Annotated in this window: 13 protein-coding genes; 8 read left to right on the top strand and 5 right to left on the bottom strand. The window is 57.3% G+C overall.

What is annotated here, in order from left to right; genetic code table 11:
• Positions 1–36: 36 nt before the first annotated feature.
• The 3 genes from OEL83_00355 to OEL83_00345 all read right to left on the bottom strand — a co-directional run bounded on the left by OEL83_00355 (position 37) and on the right by OEL83_00345 (position 5,589).
• Complete coding sequence (locus OEL83_00355; GenBank protein ID MDK9705471.1) at positions 37–3,165, bottom strand: efflux RND transporter permease subunit; 3,129 nt, start codon at positions 3,163–3,165, stop codon at positions 37–39.
• A gap of 85 nt (positions 3,166–3,250) precedes the next feature.
• A complete protein-coding gene (locus OEL83_00350; GenBank protein ID MDK9705470.1) occupies positions 3,251–4,381 on the bottom strand; it encodes an efflux RND transporter periplasmic adaptor subunit in 1,131 nt (376 codons plus the stop codon).
• A 179-nt stretch (positions 4,382–4,560) separates the two neighbouring features.
• Complete coding sequence (locus OEL83_00345; protein MDK9705469.1) at positions 4,561–5,589, bottom strand: GNAT family N-acetyltransferase; 1,029 nt, start codon at positions 5,587–5,589, stop codon at positions 4,561–4,563.
• A 375-nt stretch (positions 5,590–5,964) separates the two neighbouring features.
• On the opposite strand from OEL83_00345, the gene OEL83_00340 reads away from it, so the two are divergent.
• From OEL83_00340 to OEL83_00310, 7 genes are read left to right on the top strand one after another with little or no spacing between them, the layout of a single operon-like run.
• A complete protein-coding gene (locus OEL83_00340) occupies positions 5,965–7,029 on the top strand; it encodes a MoxR family ATPase (GenBank protein ID MDK9705468.1) in 1,065 nt (354 codons plus the stop codon).
• An 11-nt stretch (positions 7,030–7,040) separates the two neighbouring features.
• Positions 7,041–7,958, top strand: coding sequence for a DUF58 domain-containing protein (locus OEL83_00335; GenBank protein ID MDK9705467.1), 918 nt, complete (start codon positions 7,041–7,043; stop codon positions 7,956–7,958).
• The gene (locus tag OEL83_00330) at positions 7,955–8,596 is read left to right on the top strand and encodes a DUF4381 family protein (protein ID MDK9705466.1); all 642 of its coding nucleotides are present in this window, start codon (positions 7,955–7,957) and stop codon (positions 8,594–8,596) included. Before OEL83_00335 ends, OEL83_00330 begins: the two co-directional genes overlap by 4 nt.
• Entirely contained in the window at positions 8,593–9,579 is a 987-nt protein-coding gene (locus tag OEL83_00325; GenBank protein ID MDK9705465.1) for a VWA domain-containing protein, read from the top strand. Before OEL83_00330 ends, OEL83_00325 begins: the two co-directional genes overlap by 4 nt.
• 13 nt (positions 9,580–9,592) lie before the next feature.
• Positions 9,593–11,551 carry a VWA domain-containing protein gene (locus tag OEL83_00320; GenBank protein ID MDK9705464.1) on the top strand — a complete coding sequence of 653 codons (1,959 nt, stop codon included), beginning with the start codon at positions 9,593–9,595 and terminating at the stop codon, positions 11,549–11,551.
• Positions 11,551–13,410, top strand: a complete 1,860-nt coding sequence (locus OEL83_00315; GenBank protein ID MDK9705463.1) for a BatD family protein — start codon at positions 11,551–11,553, stop codon at positions 13,408–13,410. Before OEL83_00320 ends, OEL83_00315 begins: the two co-directional genes overlap by 1 nt.
• The gene (locus tag OEL83_00310) at positions 13,407–14,174 is read left to right on the top strand and encodes a tetratricopeptide repeat protein (protein ID MDK9705462.1); all 768 of its coding nucleotides are present in this window, start codon (positions 13,407–13,409) and stop codon (positions 14,172–14,174) included. The genes OEL83_00315 and OEL83_00310 overlap by 4 nt, the downstream gene beginning before the upstream one ends.
• A gap of 11 nt (positions 14,175–14,185) precedes the next feature.
• Here the strand turns inward: OEL83_00310 and mnmH are convergent, their stop codons facing one another.
• Together mnmH and OEL83_00300 are read right to left on the bottom strand one after the other, a co-directional pair.
• A complete protein-coding gene (gene mnmH / locus OEL83_00305) occupies positions 14,186–15,229 on the bottom strand; it encodes a tRNA 2-selenouridine(34) synthase MnmH (protein ID MDK9705461.1) in 1,044 nt (347 codons plus the stop codon).
• Positions 15,230–15,238: 9 nt separating this feature from the next.
• Positions 15,239–15,973: a 16S rRNA (uracil(1498)-N(3))-methyltransferase gene (locus tag OEL83_00300; protein MDK9705460.1), complete on the bottom strand. Its 735-nt coding sequence runs from the start codon at positions 15,971–15,973 to the stop codon at positions 15,239–15,241.
• Positions 15,974–16,127: 154 nt separating this feature from the next.
• On the opposite strand from OEL83_00300, the gene OEL83_00295 reads away from it, so the two are divergent.
• Positions 16,128–16,523: a PilZ domain-containing protein gene (locus OEL83_00295; protein MDK9705459.1), complete on the top strand. Its 396-nt coding sequence runs from the start codon at positions 16,128–16,130 to the stop codon at positions 16,521–16,523.

Raw genomic sequence — 16,523 nt, 5'->3', positions numbered from 1 at the left:
TCCGCTTATGCCATGTTGCCAATGAAAATACTGTTGTCAGCTGGAAAGACTGCCCTCCTCGGCCCTGCCGATGGCAGTTGATGCCTCCCCGCTTTGTTTTTTGGTCTGCTTTTCGTGATCCTTGGCAATCAGCATATAAATCGACGGGATGACAAAGAGCGTGAACAGGGTGCCGATGGCCATTCCACCGACCAGAACCAGGCCGATGGAATTCCTGGCCAGGGCGCCCGCCCCGGTGACCAGGGTCAGCGGGAAATGCCCGGCGATAGTGGCCCCGGAGGTCATGAGGACCGGACGGAGGCGGGTGATCGCCGCCTGCCTGATCGCCTCCCGTTTGGAGTACCCTTTCTCTTGGAGTTTATTGGCAAATTCAACGATCAGAATACCATTTTTTGATACCAGGCCTACCAGGGTGACCAGGCCTACCTGCGAATAGATATTCATCGTCGTCGTCCAGCCGTGGGTCCAGAAGGCAACGCTTGGATCGGGCATCTTCAGAAAGGTGAACAGCAAGGCACCGAACATACCAAGAGGCACCGATCCTGCAAGGATGATAAAGGGATCGCGAAAGCTGTTGAACTGGGCGGCGAGGACCATAAAAATGAGGACCACCGCCAGACTGAAGGCCGGCAAAAACTTGTTGCCCTCGGTCCGCAACTGGCGGGATTCTCCGGTATAATCGAGAACATAGCCCTTAGGAAGGATCTTTATGGCCTCGTCTTCAAGAAAGCGCAGGGCCTCGTCGAGGGGCCGTACCGCGACGCCGCTGATCTTCACCGCATTGAGCTGCTGGAAGCGGTTCAGGGACCTGGCGCCCGTTGAATTTTTGATGGTTGCGACGGTCGATAGCTGGACCAGTTTGCCATTCGGCCCGGTAACATAGATATCCTCCAATTGATTCGGATTGAGGCGCTCAGCCCTGGCAATTTGCGGAATTACCTTATAGCTCCGGCCGGCAATATTGAAACGATTGACGAAATTACCGCCGAGCATGGTGCCGATATCCGAACCGACCTGTTGAAGGCTCAGTCCAAGATCGGCGACCTTGTCCCGGTCGATGACGATTTCCGACTGGGACTGATCCATCTTCACATCGATGAGCGGCGGAAAGGCGAACATCTTGCTTTGCATGGCCTTCAGCTGGATCTGCTGGGCAAATTCGAGGATCTCGGGGGTTTCGGCGGTCGAGGCAATGATAAACTCCACCGGAAACTGGCCACCGCCGGGAAGGGCCGGCGGGGTCACCGGAAACATCCGGATGCCGGGGATAGCGTGGAGTTTCTGCTGCACCTCGGGCAGAATCTCAAACACCTTTCGCTGCCTTTTATCCCAGGGTTTCAACACCATGCCGCCGAAGCCCGAATTGGGAAAGGTAATCTGAAAGGTGAATTCGGTTTCCGGGGTGCTCATGAAGGCCTCGTTGGCCGCCGCCGCGTAGAGACTATTCTGATCGAGGGTTGAATTGGCCGCACCATCGAGGATGCCGAAGATAACCCCCTGATCTTCCGTCGGTGCCAACTCCTTGGCCGACATGGTAAACATCGGAAAGGCCAGGACGACCAGGATCAGCCAGACCAGATACACCGCTGGCCGCGAGTTCAAGGTACCATCGAGCAACCGCCCGTAAAATGCCTGTATTTTTTTGAAATCCCGAGATATTTTCCCTGCAAAGCCGCGCGGTTCAGACCCCTGCTTGAGGATCTTCGCCGACATGACCGGCGACAGGGTAAGGGCGACTAACCCCGAGATGGTGACCGCGCCGGCCAGGGTAAAGGCAAACTCCCGGAACAGCGAACCGGTCAGGCCGCCCTGCAGACCGATGGGGGCGTAAACCGCCGCCAGGGTGATGGTCATGGCAATGATCGGTCCGATGAGTTCCCGGGCACCGTTGATCGCGGCATCGTGGGGTGATTGGCCCTCGCGGAGATGCCGCTCGACGTTTTCGACCACGACAATGGCGTCGTCGACCACCAACCCGACAGACAAGACAATGGCCAGAAGCGTCAGGAGATTAATGGTGAAGCCGAAGACCTGCATAAGGAAGATGCCGCCGATCAGCGACACGGGGATGGCCACCACCGGCACCAGGACCGACCGGAACGAACCGAGGAACAGGTAGATGATGATCACCACGATGAGCAGGGTATCGAGCAGGGTGACGATGACCTCATGGATCGCATTGGTAATGTAGTCGGTGGCATCGTAGGCGAGGTTGGCCTTCATACCGCTGGGCATCTGCTTCTGAACGGCCTCAAGCTCCGTCCGCACCCTTTTAATGACATCGATAGAGTTAGCGTTGGGCAGTGGCCAGATACCCATGAATACCGCCGACTCCCCGGAAAAATTGACCTCGGCCCCGTAGTCTTCGGCACCGAGAACCACCTCGGCGATATCGTCAAGATGAACGACCGCTCCGCCCTCTTTTTTAATCACCAGCTCCTTGAATTCCCGCGCCGAGCGCAGATCGGTATTGGCGGTGAGATTGATCTGAATCAAAGAGCCCTTGGTCTGGCCTACCGCTGCCAGAAAGTTATTGCTGGCAAGGGCCTGGCGAACCATCGCCGGGCTGATATTGTAGGCGGCCATCCGGTCGGAATTGAGCCAGATGCGCATGGCAAAGGTACGGCCGCCGAGGATATCAGCGCGCTGCACGCCTTCAAGGGCCGACAGTCGTGGCTGGACAACCCGCACCAGGTAATCGGTGATCTCATTCTGCCGCAGGTCGGTGGCGGTAAAACTCAAATAGGCCGAGGCAAACTGGCTATCGGCCGACTGAACGTTGAGGGCCGGGACCTGGGCCTCGGGAGGCAGGTCGCCACGGATCTGGTCGACCTTGGAGCTGATCTCGGCCAGGGCCTTGATCGGATCGTAGTTGAGCTTCAGGCGGACATTGATGGTCGACAAACCCTGGGCGCTCTGCGATTCGATGTAGTCGATGCCGTCGGCGGCGGCTATCGCCCGCTCCAGCGGCGTGGTGATAAAGCCCCGGACCAGATCGGCGCTTGCCCCGACATAAACGGTGGTGACCGAGACGACGGCGTTGTCACTGCGCGGGTATTGCCGGACGTTGAGGCTGCGAATGGCCTGCAGACCCACGATGACAATCACCAGGCTAATGACCACGGCGAGAACCGGTCGGCGGATAAAAAGGTCTGTAAATTTCATAAAGAGGATACCCTCGAGTGAATTACCTGGTGTTAAAGATCATTATATCGGGTCATTACTGTACTTACTGCCGGCCAAAAACCGATTAACTGTCCGCCGGCTTGGGGGCAAGTTTAAATTCAGGGGCAAGTTTATTATCGATGACAACCGGCTGGCCGTTGCGCAGCTTGAAAACGCCAGTGGTAACCACGGTTTCGGTCTCCTTCAGCCCGGAGACCACTGAAATAAAATCGCCCCGTTTCTCACCAAGGCGCACAAACTGCTGGCGGACCGCTTTGCCTGGCTGCCCGGTCTTTTCATCGGTCTTATCCTCGACGACAAAGACTGAATCGCTGTAGGGGGCGTACAACACCGCGGTGGCCGGAACGGCCGTTACCTCATTTTGCCCGGGCAGGACGACCTGGACATCGACGAACATCCCCGGACGAAGATGCTCCTGGGTATTGGCGAGGGTCGCCTGGATGGAGATATTCCGGGTAGCGCTATCCACCTGGGGATTGATGGCGGAAATCTTGCCGTCAATGGCCTGGCCCGGCAGGGCATCCGAGGTGATGCGCACCAGATAGCCCATTTTGATCAGACCGAGCTGATGCTGCGGCAACTGGAAATTGGCAAAGATCGGATTGAGGGTCTGCAAAGAAACGATGGCAGTCCCCTCTTTGAGAATCTCGCCGAGGTTGACGAGACGAATCCCCAGCTGTCCGGAAAACGGCGCGTGAATGTTCTTTTTGGCGATGGCCGTACGTATCGCGTCGGCCTGGGCCCGGTTGGCCTTCAGTTGGGCATCGGCATTGTCATAATCGGCGCGGGAAATGGCATTGCGGTTGAAGAGCTGTTCGATCCGGTTGAAATTGTTCTGGGCAAGGGCGATCTGTGCCTCGGCGGAACGCAGCTGCGCCTCTTCAGTGGTGGTGTCCTGCTTGAGCAGCAGATCGCCCGCCTGCACCTTCGTCCCCGGTTCAAAGGCAATACGGACGACCTTGCCGGGGAGTTCCGCGGCGATTGTCACGCCCTGCACCGCCGTGAGACTTCCCACCGCGTTGAGGGTTGATTCCCAGGAAGTTTTCTGCACCTGGGTCGCTGTGACCACCTCCGGCGGAAAGGTCATGGCCTTACCCTGATCGATCATCTTCTTAATCTGCAGGGCCTTGACACCGCTTATCCCCCCCGCTAGGAGGAGGAGTCCGAGAACCGTAAAGAATATTTTTTTCTTCATGACATGAATCCGTTAGGGGATAGTGAAAAATCAGTGGATTGTTGAAAGGGGTACATTAACAATGATCCATCCTATTGTCGATGCACCCAGCTGACAATATTGCGATTATGAGCCGTGCCAGCCGGTGACAGGGCTAATGCTGTCCAGCCGGGCCTCACACAGGTCAATGGCTCCCTCGATCAGAATTTCGGTGGGGCCAACTCGCCTTTTTTTGCTGCGCGGAAAAACATCGGCACGCCCGGACTCTCACTCTGCCGTCGCTGGTACTCGCTGCGACTTTCTTGGACAAAGCCGAGTTGACGGAGGAGTTCCTGCAACCGGGGATTGCCGGTCAGGGAGATGAACCGGCTATAGCCCTCGGCAAGCATCTCGTGGAGAAAGGCGGTAACCGTGTAGACCCCGACCCGCTGATTGCGAAAACGCGTGGAAATGGCCAGCGCCCCGAGTTCCACCGTCTCGCTGTCGACAATCTTCTGCTCGACACAGCCAACAACGATGCCGTCGATGGCGGTTACAAAAAAATGCCGGCGGTTGCGGCTTAGGTACTCCTTGCTGCGCGGCTTGAGGAAACCGGCACGCTTATAGCTGGTAAGAATGCGGTAGACGATGGCCACCTCCTCATCGGTTTGAACCCTCCGGAATTCCTCGGTAAAGTTGTTGGCAATCATCGTCCCGGTGCCTTCCACGGTAAACAGCTCGTGCTTGATGGTGTCCTTGCCGGCCGGCAGGATATGCACCCGCTCACAGACACCTTTCTCGATCTTCTCGCAGATCCGGTTCATGGTGTCCCGGAAATTGACATTGGCGATGAAATCACCAAAGTCGGCAAGGGACTCGCGCAGCCGCGTCGTGGTGAGAGCATTAATTTTATTGCCTTTTTTGTCGATAAGGTAGCGGCGTTCGAGAAAGATCAATTTGGCCATGGTGTCGGGATGGCTGAGTACCGCCTGGTAGAAATCGATCTCCGGATTGACCCTGACGACATTTGATTCTGGCAGTTTTTTTTCGAGTTCCTTCAAAAGCCGTTGGTTGGCAACGCGATTGGGCAGGTTGTGAAACAGGCTGGTATGGATTTTCTTGCGCACCAGAAACTTCAGATCGTCGACAATCTCGGTGAAATGATCCCGCAGGATTCCCTCTCGGCAGGCGATGCATACCCGGCGACCGGCCAAATTCTTTGCGTATTCCTGGAGATACAGTTGCGGCATGGATAGTTGACAAGGGTTTTAGTGTTTTCAGGAAGGGGAGAAATTGCCCGGCCTTCCCTGAGAAGAGTAAAAGAGATGGAACCTCCGGTAGCGAAACAGGCTCGAATCATACCAAAAATTACCTTTTCCTGCCTTTTTAAAAGGCAATGAGCGGATTTTCCAAATTTTTTCCCGGCAGCAGGTACCTTTGTTGCCAAACATTACAGCTTTGTAATGATCAGGAAAGATTCCGGCAATGTTGACGATTTAATGTGCCCTGGCAAGGAGATATAATTCCTGAAGAGGCAGCCGGTTCACCAAGGTCCGGTCGAAATGACCAGGCAGTTCCTCCCGGCAGGGTCTTTTCATCAATCTAATCCAAATGTTGAGGAAGTCATGTTCGACAAATCCCCCCCCGTTATCAACCTGCCCGGCCCGTCTGGTGGCGAGGGTTCTGCGACCTCTGCCGATGTCTATACCTCTATTCAGAAAATCAATGAGGCAGTCAGCCGCAGTTCCGCATGGATCGCGCCGCTGCGCTACGAACTGGCGAAGGTGATCATCGGCCAGGAACATCTCATTGAGCGGCTATTGATCAGTCTGCTGTCCGGCGGCCATATCCTCCTGGAGGGCCTGCCGGGACTTGCCAAGACCTTGGCGGTAAAGACCCTGGCGGCTGCTATCCAGACCGATTTTCGGCGCATTCAGTTCACTCCGGACATGCTGCCCGCCGACATCATTGGCACGGAGATTTACAATCCCCGGGAAACCAGTTTCGAGGTGAAAAAGGGCCCGATCTTTTCCTCCCTCATCCTCGCCGATGAAATCAACCGGGCGCCGGCCAAGGTGCAGTCGGCCCTCCTTGAGGCCATGCAGGAAAAGCAGGTGACCATCGGCGACCAGAGTTTTGCCCTGCCCGAGCTGTTTCTGGTGCTCGCCACCCAAAACCCCATCGAGCAGGAAGGCACCTATCCGCTGCCGGAGGCCCAGGTCGACCGGTTCATGCTCAAGGTCGTCGTCGGCTATCCGAGCCGCGCCGAGGAACGGCGGATCCTTGACAACTTCGAGCGCACCGACGCGGAGATTACGGTAGCCCCGGTCGCCGCCCCTGAGGACATCCTGGCGGCACGAAAGGTCGTCAACGGCATCTATATGGACGGCAAGATCAAGGACTACATCGTCTCTTTAGTCTATGCCACCCGCGAACCGAAACATTATCAGCTAGAGCTGGAGGAGTACATTGAAACCGGCGCCTCGCCGCGGGCGACCATCAACCTCAAGGTGGTGGCGCGCTGCCTGGCCTTTCTTGCCGGGCGCGGCTACGTCACCCCGGACGATGTGAAGGCGGCGGCCCTCGACGTCATGCGCCATCGCCTGCGCATTAGTTACGAGGCCGAGGCCGAGGGCATCAGCAGCGAGGATATCATCCGCAAGATTCTCGATACGGTACCGGTCCCTTAAGCGGCGGCGATATGACCATGGATGTCAAACTCACCAAAGAGATCCTGAAAAAGGTCCGGCAGATCGAGGTGCGCACCAAGCGCCTGGTCAACGACAGCCTAGCCGGCAGCTACCACTCGGTCTTCAAGGGCCGCGGCATGAACTTTGACGAGGTCCGCGAATACGTGCCCGGCGATGATATCCGCAGCATCGACTGGAACGTCACCGCCCGGACCGGCATCCCCCATATCAAGAAATTTACCGAGGAGCGCGAGCTGACCATCATGCTGATGATCGATATCAGCGGCTCCGGCGACTTCGGTTCGGCCAAGAGCTCCAAGCGCGAACTCATGGCGGAACTGGGTTCGGTGCTGGCCTTTTCAGCGGTACGCAACAACGACAAGGTCGGTCTGGTACTGTTTACCGACGTGGTCGAGCTGTATATCCCGCCCAAAAAAGGCCGCGGCCATATCCTTCGCCTGATCCGGGAGATCCTTTATTTCCAGGGCCAGGGCCGGAAAACCGATCTGGCGGCACCGCTTGATTTCACCAACCGGGTCATCAAGAGAAAATGCGTTGCCTTTCTCATCTCCGACTTTTGCCTGCCGGGCGATTTCGATACCGCCCTGCAGGAACTGCGGCCGAAGCTGCAGATCAGCAACCGCCGCCACGACCTGATCAGCGTTATCGTCTCCGACCCCCGGGAGTTCGAACTTCCCGATGTCGGCTGGCTGACCCTGGAGGATGCCGAGAGCGGCCAACAGGTCGAGCTGAACACCTCGGACGCCATGGTCAGGAGCCGCTATAGCGATATGGCCCGGGAACGGCAAAAAAACCTGCAAAAGGTCATCCGGGCAATCGGCATCGACCTGCTCGACCTTTTGACCGATACCTCATATCTGCCGCCGCTCCTCAATTTCTTTAAGGCCCGCCAGGGGAGGATGTTATGAAAAGGCTGCCGATCGCCCTGCTCCCCTGCTTAGTTCTTCTCAAGGCTCACACCGGCCTGGCCGCAGACCAGGGCGAAGAATCCCTGACCCTGCAAAACAACAAAAGCCAACAGATACAAAATAAAAACGATATATTACACGATATTCAAGGCCCTGTCCCAACCTCCGAATACCCTCCGTATCTGGTGGAAACGGCACTAGTGCTGCTCGTCCTCCTGGCCATCGGCCTGCTCTATTTTTTCCTGAAGAGGCGGAAAAAGCCACAGCCGCCGCCCATACCCCCGTGGGATACAGCCCTTAGCGAACTGACCGAGGCTGGGCAGCTGATGAGCGCCGGCCAAGGCCTTTTGTATATGGACAAGGTTGCGCAAATCCTCCGCCGCTACATCGAATCGCGTTTTGCCATTTTCTCCACCCGACAGACGACGCGGGAGTTTTTCCTCGGCCTGGAGGACAGTGGCCCGCCATCGCTGCTTGCATACCGGTCGGAATTACGGGCCTGTCTGGAGCAGGCGGATATGGCAAAATTTGCCCATCTTCTTCCGGAGTTACAGCATATGCAGGGGATGGAGCAGGCGGTGCGGACCTTTATCACCAGCACCCGCCCGGAGCTTCCGACCGGAGGAGGTCGGCAATGAGATTTCTCCATCCGCAACTGCTGTGGTTACTCGCCTTGCTGCCCCTGTTGGCCGTTCTGCACGGTCAGCGGGGAGCGGCCCCGGCACTGCTGTTTTCCTCAACGTCCCTTGCTGCGACTCTGGCTGGGGCAAGAAAAGCCCGGCCAGGTTCCCTCCTCCTGCTTATTCGCCTGGCCGTGCTTGCCCTCCTGATTCTTGCCCTCGCCAGACCGCAGCAAGGGAATACTACCGCTGAAATAAAGGCCAGCGGCATCGATATCATCCTCGCTGTCGATGTCTCCGGCTCCATGGAGGCCATGGATTTCACCCTCGACGGTAAATCGGCGAACCGTTTGGCGGTAGTTAAAAAGGTAGTGGATGAGTTCATCGACCAGCGCCCCAATGACCGCATCGGCCTGCTCGCCTTCGCCGGCCGGCCCTATCTGGTCAGTCCCTTGACCCTCGATCACGACTGGTTACGCAAGAGGCTGGAATCACTGAGTCTTGGCATGGTCGAGGACGGTACCGCCATTGGCTCGGCGATCGGCAGCGGCATCAACCACCTTCGCGATCAAAAGTCGAAATCGCGCCTGCTCATCCTCCTCACCGACGGCATCAACAACGCCGGAAGCGTGCCGCCGCTGGTTGCCGCCGAGGCCGCCGAGACCCTGGGCATCAAGGTGTATACCATCGGCGCCGGAACACGGGGGGAGGCGACCCTGCCGGTGACCGATTCCATGGGCCGACGCCGGCTGGTCCGGGCCAAGGTCGATATCGATGAGGACACCCTGACCAAGGTCGCTGAAAAGACCGGGGCCGTCTATTTCCGGGCAACCGATACCGCGTCCCTTGCCAAGATCTACGACGAGATCAACACCATGGAAACAACGACCAAGACCATCAAAAAATTCGAGGAGTACCGGGAACTCATGCCCTTCCTGGTGGCCGCCGCCCTGCTGCTGCTCGGCATGGAAATCTTCCTGGCCCGCAAAAGATTGCCGTAACGACGAGGATATTATGGATTTTTCGCAACCTTTCTGGATTCTTGTTGGTCTTGGCGTCTGTTTTGGTTTGGTGCTTTACTTTCGCTCCCAGGAAAGGCAGCGCCAGGCCGCCCTGGAGAAATTTGTAGCCCACCAGCTCATCGGGCGGCTCACCGGCAATATCTCGCCGACCAGGCGCTTGATCAAGAAATCGCTCATTGTCCTGGCGGTGCTGTTCTGCTTTGTCGCCCTGGCCAGGCCACAGTTCGGCCACCACTGGGTTGAGGTGCAACGCAAAGGGATCGACCTGCTGTTTGCCCTCGACACCTCAAAAAGTATGCTCGCCGAAGATATCAAACCCAACCGTCTACAGCGGGCGACACTGGCAATCCAGGACTTCGTCCGGAAAGGAGAAGGCGACCGGGTGGGCCTTATGCCTTTCGCCGGCACCGCCTACCTGATGTGTCCACTGACCATCGATTATGAGGCCTTCATCGATTCTCTGACTGCCGTTAATACCGATCTCATTCCGCTTGGCGGCACCAATATTGCCGCGGTCATCGAACGGGCCGGGCAGACCCTCAAGAACGCAGCAAACCATAAAATCCTCATTATCCTCACCGACGGTGAAAATCTGCAGGGTGATGCCCTGCAGGCCGCGGAGACGGCTGCAAAAGATGGTTTGACAATCTACACCGTCGGCGTCGGCACCAGCCAGGGAGAGCTTATCCCTATCAAAGGCGACAAAGGCCAGGGCTTTATCACAGATACCGCTGGCAATTTCGTTACCTCAAAACTCGACGCGGCAAGCCTCGGCCAGATCGCCGAAAAGACCGGCGGCATTTATGTCCCTTTAGGGTCAGCGGGCGAAGGCCTGGAGACGATTTATCAAAAGAAACTCTCCCTCATCCCCAAAGATACCATGGCCGAGCGCCGCCATAAGGTGCCGATCGAGCGATTTGAATGGCCGCTGGCGATGGCCGCCCTCTTGCTCCTCATCGAGCGGCTTATCGGTGAAAGGAAGGTGAACCTGTCGCTGCCCCTCCTTCCCTGGGCCAAGACACTCATCCACAGATTCAAAGGGCGGAGTAAGGTGACGGCCCTCATTCTTCTGATGGTGGCGAGTTTTCCCGGCAACGGCTACGCTTCAAGCGGTGAGGATGCCTACATGCGCGGTGACTATCTGCAGGCCTCGGAATACTTTCAAAAGAGACTGGCAAAAAAACCCGACGATCCCCAGTTGCAGTACAATTACGGTACGGCCGCCTACAAGAACAACCTCTATGACGAGGCCATTGCCGCCTTTACCAGTGCCCTGAAAAGCGACCGCCTCGACCTCCAGAAAAAGGCCTATTATAACCGGGGCAACAGCCACTATCAAAAAGGCGCGGAGCTGCGCCAAGCCGACCCCAAGGCGACCGCAAACCACTGGCGGCAGGCCCTGAACTCCTTTAATTCGGCGCTGGAACTTGACCCGGCCGATGCCGATGCCAAATATAACCAAGGAATCGTCACCAAACAGCTGGAGGAACTGGAGCAGCAACTCAAACAACAAGAACAGGAAAAACAGCAACAGCCAAAGGGTCAGGACGATCAGAAAAAGCTGGACGACCAGCAAGGACAAACCAAAGACGACACATCGGGCGACGGGCAGGAAAACGACCAGGGTGGCGGCCAGGCTTCTGCCGGGGAGCAACAGCCGGAAAAATCGGCGGGTGAAGATCAGGTCAAACCGGGTGAGCAACAAGCGGAGGAACAGGCCGGGCAAAAAGACAGCGGCGATTCCCAGGAACAAAAGGAACAACAGGCTGAGGCCGCTGCAGCCCAGGAAGACAAGGACAAGGCCGAGGCGACCATGCGCCAGCAGCTCGGCAAAATGACCAAGGAAGAAGCGGAACGGCTGCTCAACGCCCTGAAAAATGAAGAAGGCAACCTGAATTTTGTACCTTCAGGGCAGAAGAAAGCTCAAGACAAAATCGACAAGGACTGGTAATGCAACGCACCTGGAAATCATTCTGCATCCTGGCTTGCCTCCTCATCGTCCTGTGCGGCAGCGGGGCTCGGGCGGAGGTCACCGTGGAGGCCGCTCTCAGCCATCTTTCCTTTCCGGTCGACCAGGGAACCCTGCTGACCATTACCGTCAATGGTGCCAGCCGCATCTCAAACATCGAATTGCCGGAAATCGCCGGAGTCAGCCTGCAAAACCGCGGACAATCAAGCCGAATCAATATCATCAACGGTAGCATGTCCGCTGCTCTTACCAACACCTTTCTGGTTCAGGCACAGAAGCCGGGTACCTATACCATTCCCCCGATAAGGGTGCATGTTGGCAACGAAGCCGTCATCACCAAGGCCCTCAGTTTTGAGGTGACTGCCGTCCAGAGTGGCCCCGGTGGAGCGGCGGAGCGAACGCCGGAAGAGGTGGCCTTCATCCGCATCGCGGAACTTGCCGACCATTATCCCGGGGAGATTGTCCCGATCAAGATAAAGGCCTATTTCAGCCAGCGATATCGCGTCGATATCAATTCCCTGCCGATCCTGCGCGGTGACGGGGTGGTCATGCCGCCACTGCGGGAAAAACCCCTGCAAAGCCAGGAAATGGTCAACGGTTTGCCCTACCATGTTCTCAGCTGGGACACTACCCTCTCCGGCATCAAAGCTGGCAAGCATCCCCTTTCCCTGAGCATGGAGGCCTCTCTGCTCATCCCTCAGAAGAGGCGGCAGAGCTCACCTTTTGGCGGAGGCGGGCTGTTTGACGACTCGATTTTCAATGATCCCTTCTTTGACAGCGTTCTTGGCGGGGCACAGCGTAAGCCGATTGAGGTGACGAGCCCGGAAGCCGTCTTCAATGTCATCCCATTGCCCGATGCCGACCAACCGAAGAATTTTGTCGGAGCGATCGGTGATTTCACGCTGAAGGTTACCGCCAGCCAGCAGGCAGTGGATATCGGAGAACCTATTAAACTCACTTTGGAAATTGCAGGAAGCGGCAACTTTGACCGGGTCGAAGCTCCCCTTTTTCCGGAGGATCCCAACTGGAAAACCTATAGCCCGACGGCAAACTTTACCAGCCAGGGCAACAGCTATACCGGGGTGAAGATCTTTGACCAGGCAATCGTCGCCAAGAGTCCGGCGGTGCAGGAAATCCCTCCTCTTTCCTTTAGCTTTTTCGACCCGGTGAAAAAGACCTATATCACCAAAACCAGCACGGCTATTCCCATCAAGGTTAAGGGGAGTGCCGCAGCACCCGCTCCGCCGCCTGCAACACCTGCAGCCACTGCTCCTACAACCTCTGCAAGCCCGGCAGCACCTGCAACTCCAGCAGCGCCGCAAACCCAACCGGCCTTGGCGTCAACCAGCCGCGGCATTGACGGTCTGGCCCCCCTCATGATCGATCCCGGCACCTTTTCTAAAAAAATCACGCCGCTCTTTGCCAGGGTGTGGTTTATCGGTCTAGTGCTCTTCTGCCTCCTGGCCCTGTTTGCCCTTGGGCTGTGGCAGCTGCGCCAACGGAAGTTGGCGGACAACCCGCAAAAGGCGCAACAGCGGCGAAAACGTCATCTCCTCGCCGCCGATCTGCGGCGGGCTGAACAGGCCTTCCATGCCGGGCAATCGGTTGCCTTTCTGGAAAGTTGCCGAACGGCCATCCAAAACCAGATGGGGCTTGCCTGGAATATGGCGGCAAACGCCATCAGCCTTGCTGACCTGAAGGCCAGGCTTGAGGTGGATTCACCGCTTGTGGAGATCTTTACCGCAGCTGACGCTGCTGCCTATGGGGCGGCAACGCTCTCCAAGGAAAGGATGCAAGACTATTTGGCAAGCATGAAAAAAGCGCTGGAGGCCATGCCATGAAGGGGAAGATACTATACCGTATACTGCCCATCGTATTCGCCCTTGTGCTTTGGCAGAATGCCACGGCCTGCGCTGCCGGCAATGAGGAAACTCTCTTCCAGCAGGGCAACGAGGCTTACAGCCGCGGCGATTACGCCCAAGCCATCGCTCGCTACGAAGAGTTGACGGCTTCTGCCGGCCTGTCGCCGGCGGTGCTCTTTAACCTCGCCAACAGCTACGCCCAGAGCGGCAAAATCGGCAAGGCGGTGGTCAATTATGAGCGCGCCCTGCGCCTTACCCCGGGGGATCCAGACATCATCGGCAACCTCGAACTGGTGCGCAAGGAAAGCGGCCTCTTCGACAGTGAACCTGCGGGGATGGCCATCCGTTTCCTGCAGCTTCTCAGCATCGACCAGTGGACAGTGCTCGGCCTTGTGGCCCTGGCCGGAGTGACCCTGTTGCAAGTGGCCGTCCTGAGGTACCGCGTCGGCGGCAAGACCAGTGCCGGGGTGAGAATTACCTGTGGTCTGGTACTCATCCTCGCCGTCGCCGGAACACTCATCCGCTATCAGAGCTTCAGGCCCTCGGTAGTGGTGGCCGCTGATGCCCGGTTGCTCATCTCCCCCTTTGCCTCGGCAGCCTCAATCGGGGCCATCCAGGAGGGGCGTCTGGTGTATCCGCAGAAAGTCCATGGCCTCTTCACCTCGGTCAAAGATGCAACCAACCGCCAGGGCTGGATTGCTTCAGCAAGCCTTGAGGAGGTTGTCCCGGCGCAATACCGCTAAGGATTCGTCCTCTAGCCGAGAGAGCGGCGAAAGTCTTCAAGCCGTGCTGCCGCTTCATCAAGATCTTCAGCCGAAATATCCAGGTCGAACCGGTAATCGCTCATGCTCCGGCCGTAGCGTTTATCGTAGTAGTCGACGAGGAGGATGCGCACCAGTTCCGGCAAATTGTCCTCGTGCAACAGACGGCACATGGTTTCAACCAGCTCGGTACCCATATTGCGTTTCAACGATCTCAGGATGGCTTCGATCTGCCGCCGGGTTTCATCGCTATCGACTGGATAATCTTCGATAATCCTTGCAATGCGGGTCTCCAGACTGCAATGGATATTGACGAGGACCGCCCTCTTCATCGCCGCCGCCAGGGGTTTGGGGATAAAGACCTTGCCGATCTTCCGGCTTTCCCCTTCGATGAAATAGGGCTCGTCGCCAAGGCTGGCGATTCGCGCCGCCAAGCGGCTTTCAAAGGTTCGCTGATTGCTGACCTGCTGGTCGATGCCGCCGAACAGGGAGCTGCGATGGCCGGCCATCTCCTCCAGATCGATTGCCTGGTGCAGGCGCTGGAGAATCCGGGTTTTGCCGGTGCCGGTCAGGCCATGAATGACGATCAGCCTCGGCTGAAAGCCTTCGATCGCAGCCAAAACCCTTTGTCGGTAATCCTTATAGCCACCGGCAAGCTGGCCTGCGGAATAACCCGCCTGGGTCAAGAGATTGACCACCGACCGCGAGCGCATCCCGCCCCGGGCGCAGCAGACCACCAGGTTTTCGCCGCGATAGGGTTCAAAGGCTAAAAGCAGTTCCGCCAATTTTTTTTCAACAAATTCAAAACCCTGGTCAACCGCCTGGGCATGGCCGCCATGGCGATAGATGGTGCCGATGACACCGCGTTCGTCCTCGTCAAAAAGCGGGATATTGACCGCCCCGGGAATAGTCCCGGCGGCGAATTCGACCGCCGAACGGACATCGATAAGCCGATTCCCCGGACCAAGGGTGCTTTCCTGGCCGACAACCCGCGTCGGCTTTTCAAAAATTGTTGAAAATTCAGGGGGTCTTGCCATCTTCTATCCTTACAGATTGCCGATTATAAATTGCACGACCGAAACAGCGGTCAAGGTCGCGGTCTCCGCCCGAAGGATACGCTCGCCGAGACTGACCGTGATCCAACCGGCTTGCCGGGCCAAATCAACTTCTTCAACGGAAAAACCACCCTCAGGGCCAAGGAGCAGGGCCACCGATTGCGCTCCCGGCAGGGCCGGGAGATCCTGGAGATGCACTGCCTTTTCCTCTTCCCAGAAGAGCAAGCGCAAGACCTGGTCGCCGCCTTCTTCCTGCAGCATGTTTGCCAGGTTTGTCGGGGCGTCCAGGCGCATGAGCTGCGGCCGTAGGCATTGCTTGCAGGCGGCCAGACCAATGCGTTGCCACCGTTCGTGCCTTTTCCGGTTCTGCGCCTGGTCGGCCTTGCCCTGACACCGGGAGCTTTGAAACGGGGTAAAGCGGTTCACCCCCAGCTCCGTGCATTTCTGCACCACCGTGTCCATTTTCTCGCCTTTCAGGATACCTTGCCCAACCCAGAGGGAATTGCCCCGGCCCGCCTCCTGGGCGACGACTCCGACAATGCGCGCCTCCACCTGCCTGCCGGTGGCAACGATGACCGCCTGATACACCGAGCCCTGGCCGTCAAGCATCTCAATAGCACTACCGACGGCCAGCCTGAGAACCTTGGTAAGATGGTGGGACTCCTCCGCCGGCAGGAAGATGCTGTCCCCCCTGCGACCGTCCGGATCAAAGAAAAATCTGTGCATTAAACTCCTGTCCTCCTTCGTCGGCAAAGAGTAGCTACACGACCCCGTGAAAACCGGGCAGCCCTCTTTGAAATTGACATTAGCTCGTACATTCCGTAAGAATTGACTAAACAATCAACGTCCTCAGAGCCACTCCCCTACCCGGAAAGCAGCAATGTCCATTGATAAACGCAGCCAGGAACGGTATTCCCGCAACATCCGGGCACGCATCACCTACCGGCACCAAACCGAAGAAGTGCCGGTCATCGATACGGTAACGGCCAATATCAGTTCCGGCGGCGCCTTCCTGGAAACCGCCCACCCCTTCCCGTTGGCCGCCAAGATAAAGGTTGAGTTTTTGCTCGATTTCGATGACCTCAAACGCCTGAAATTCATCCTCTCTTTGGAAAGCCTCCGAAGCCTTTCCGGCAAAACGGTCTGGGTCTGTGCGACAGCCGTCGTCATCCGCCGCGAAGCCGGAGGTGTCGGTATTATCTTCGACACTGATTACCAGCTCACCCCGATGTGCCCGCCCCATCCCGAGGATAAGCCGAGTATCGTCGAACCGTGA

This window comes from Desulforhopalus sp., from assembly GCA_030247675.1.
GTDB lineage: Bacteria > Desulfobacterota > Desulfobulbia > Desulfobulbales > Desulfocapsaceae > Desulforhopalus_A.
Note: the sequence above shows the minus strand (reverse complement) of the source record. Positions and strands in the feature narration are given on the sequence as shown.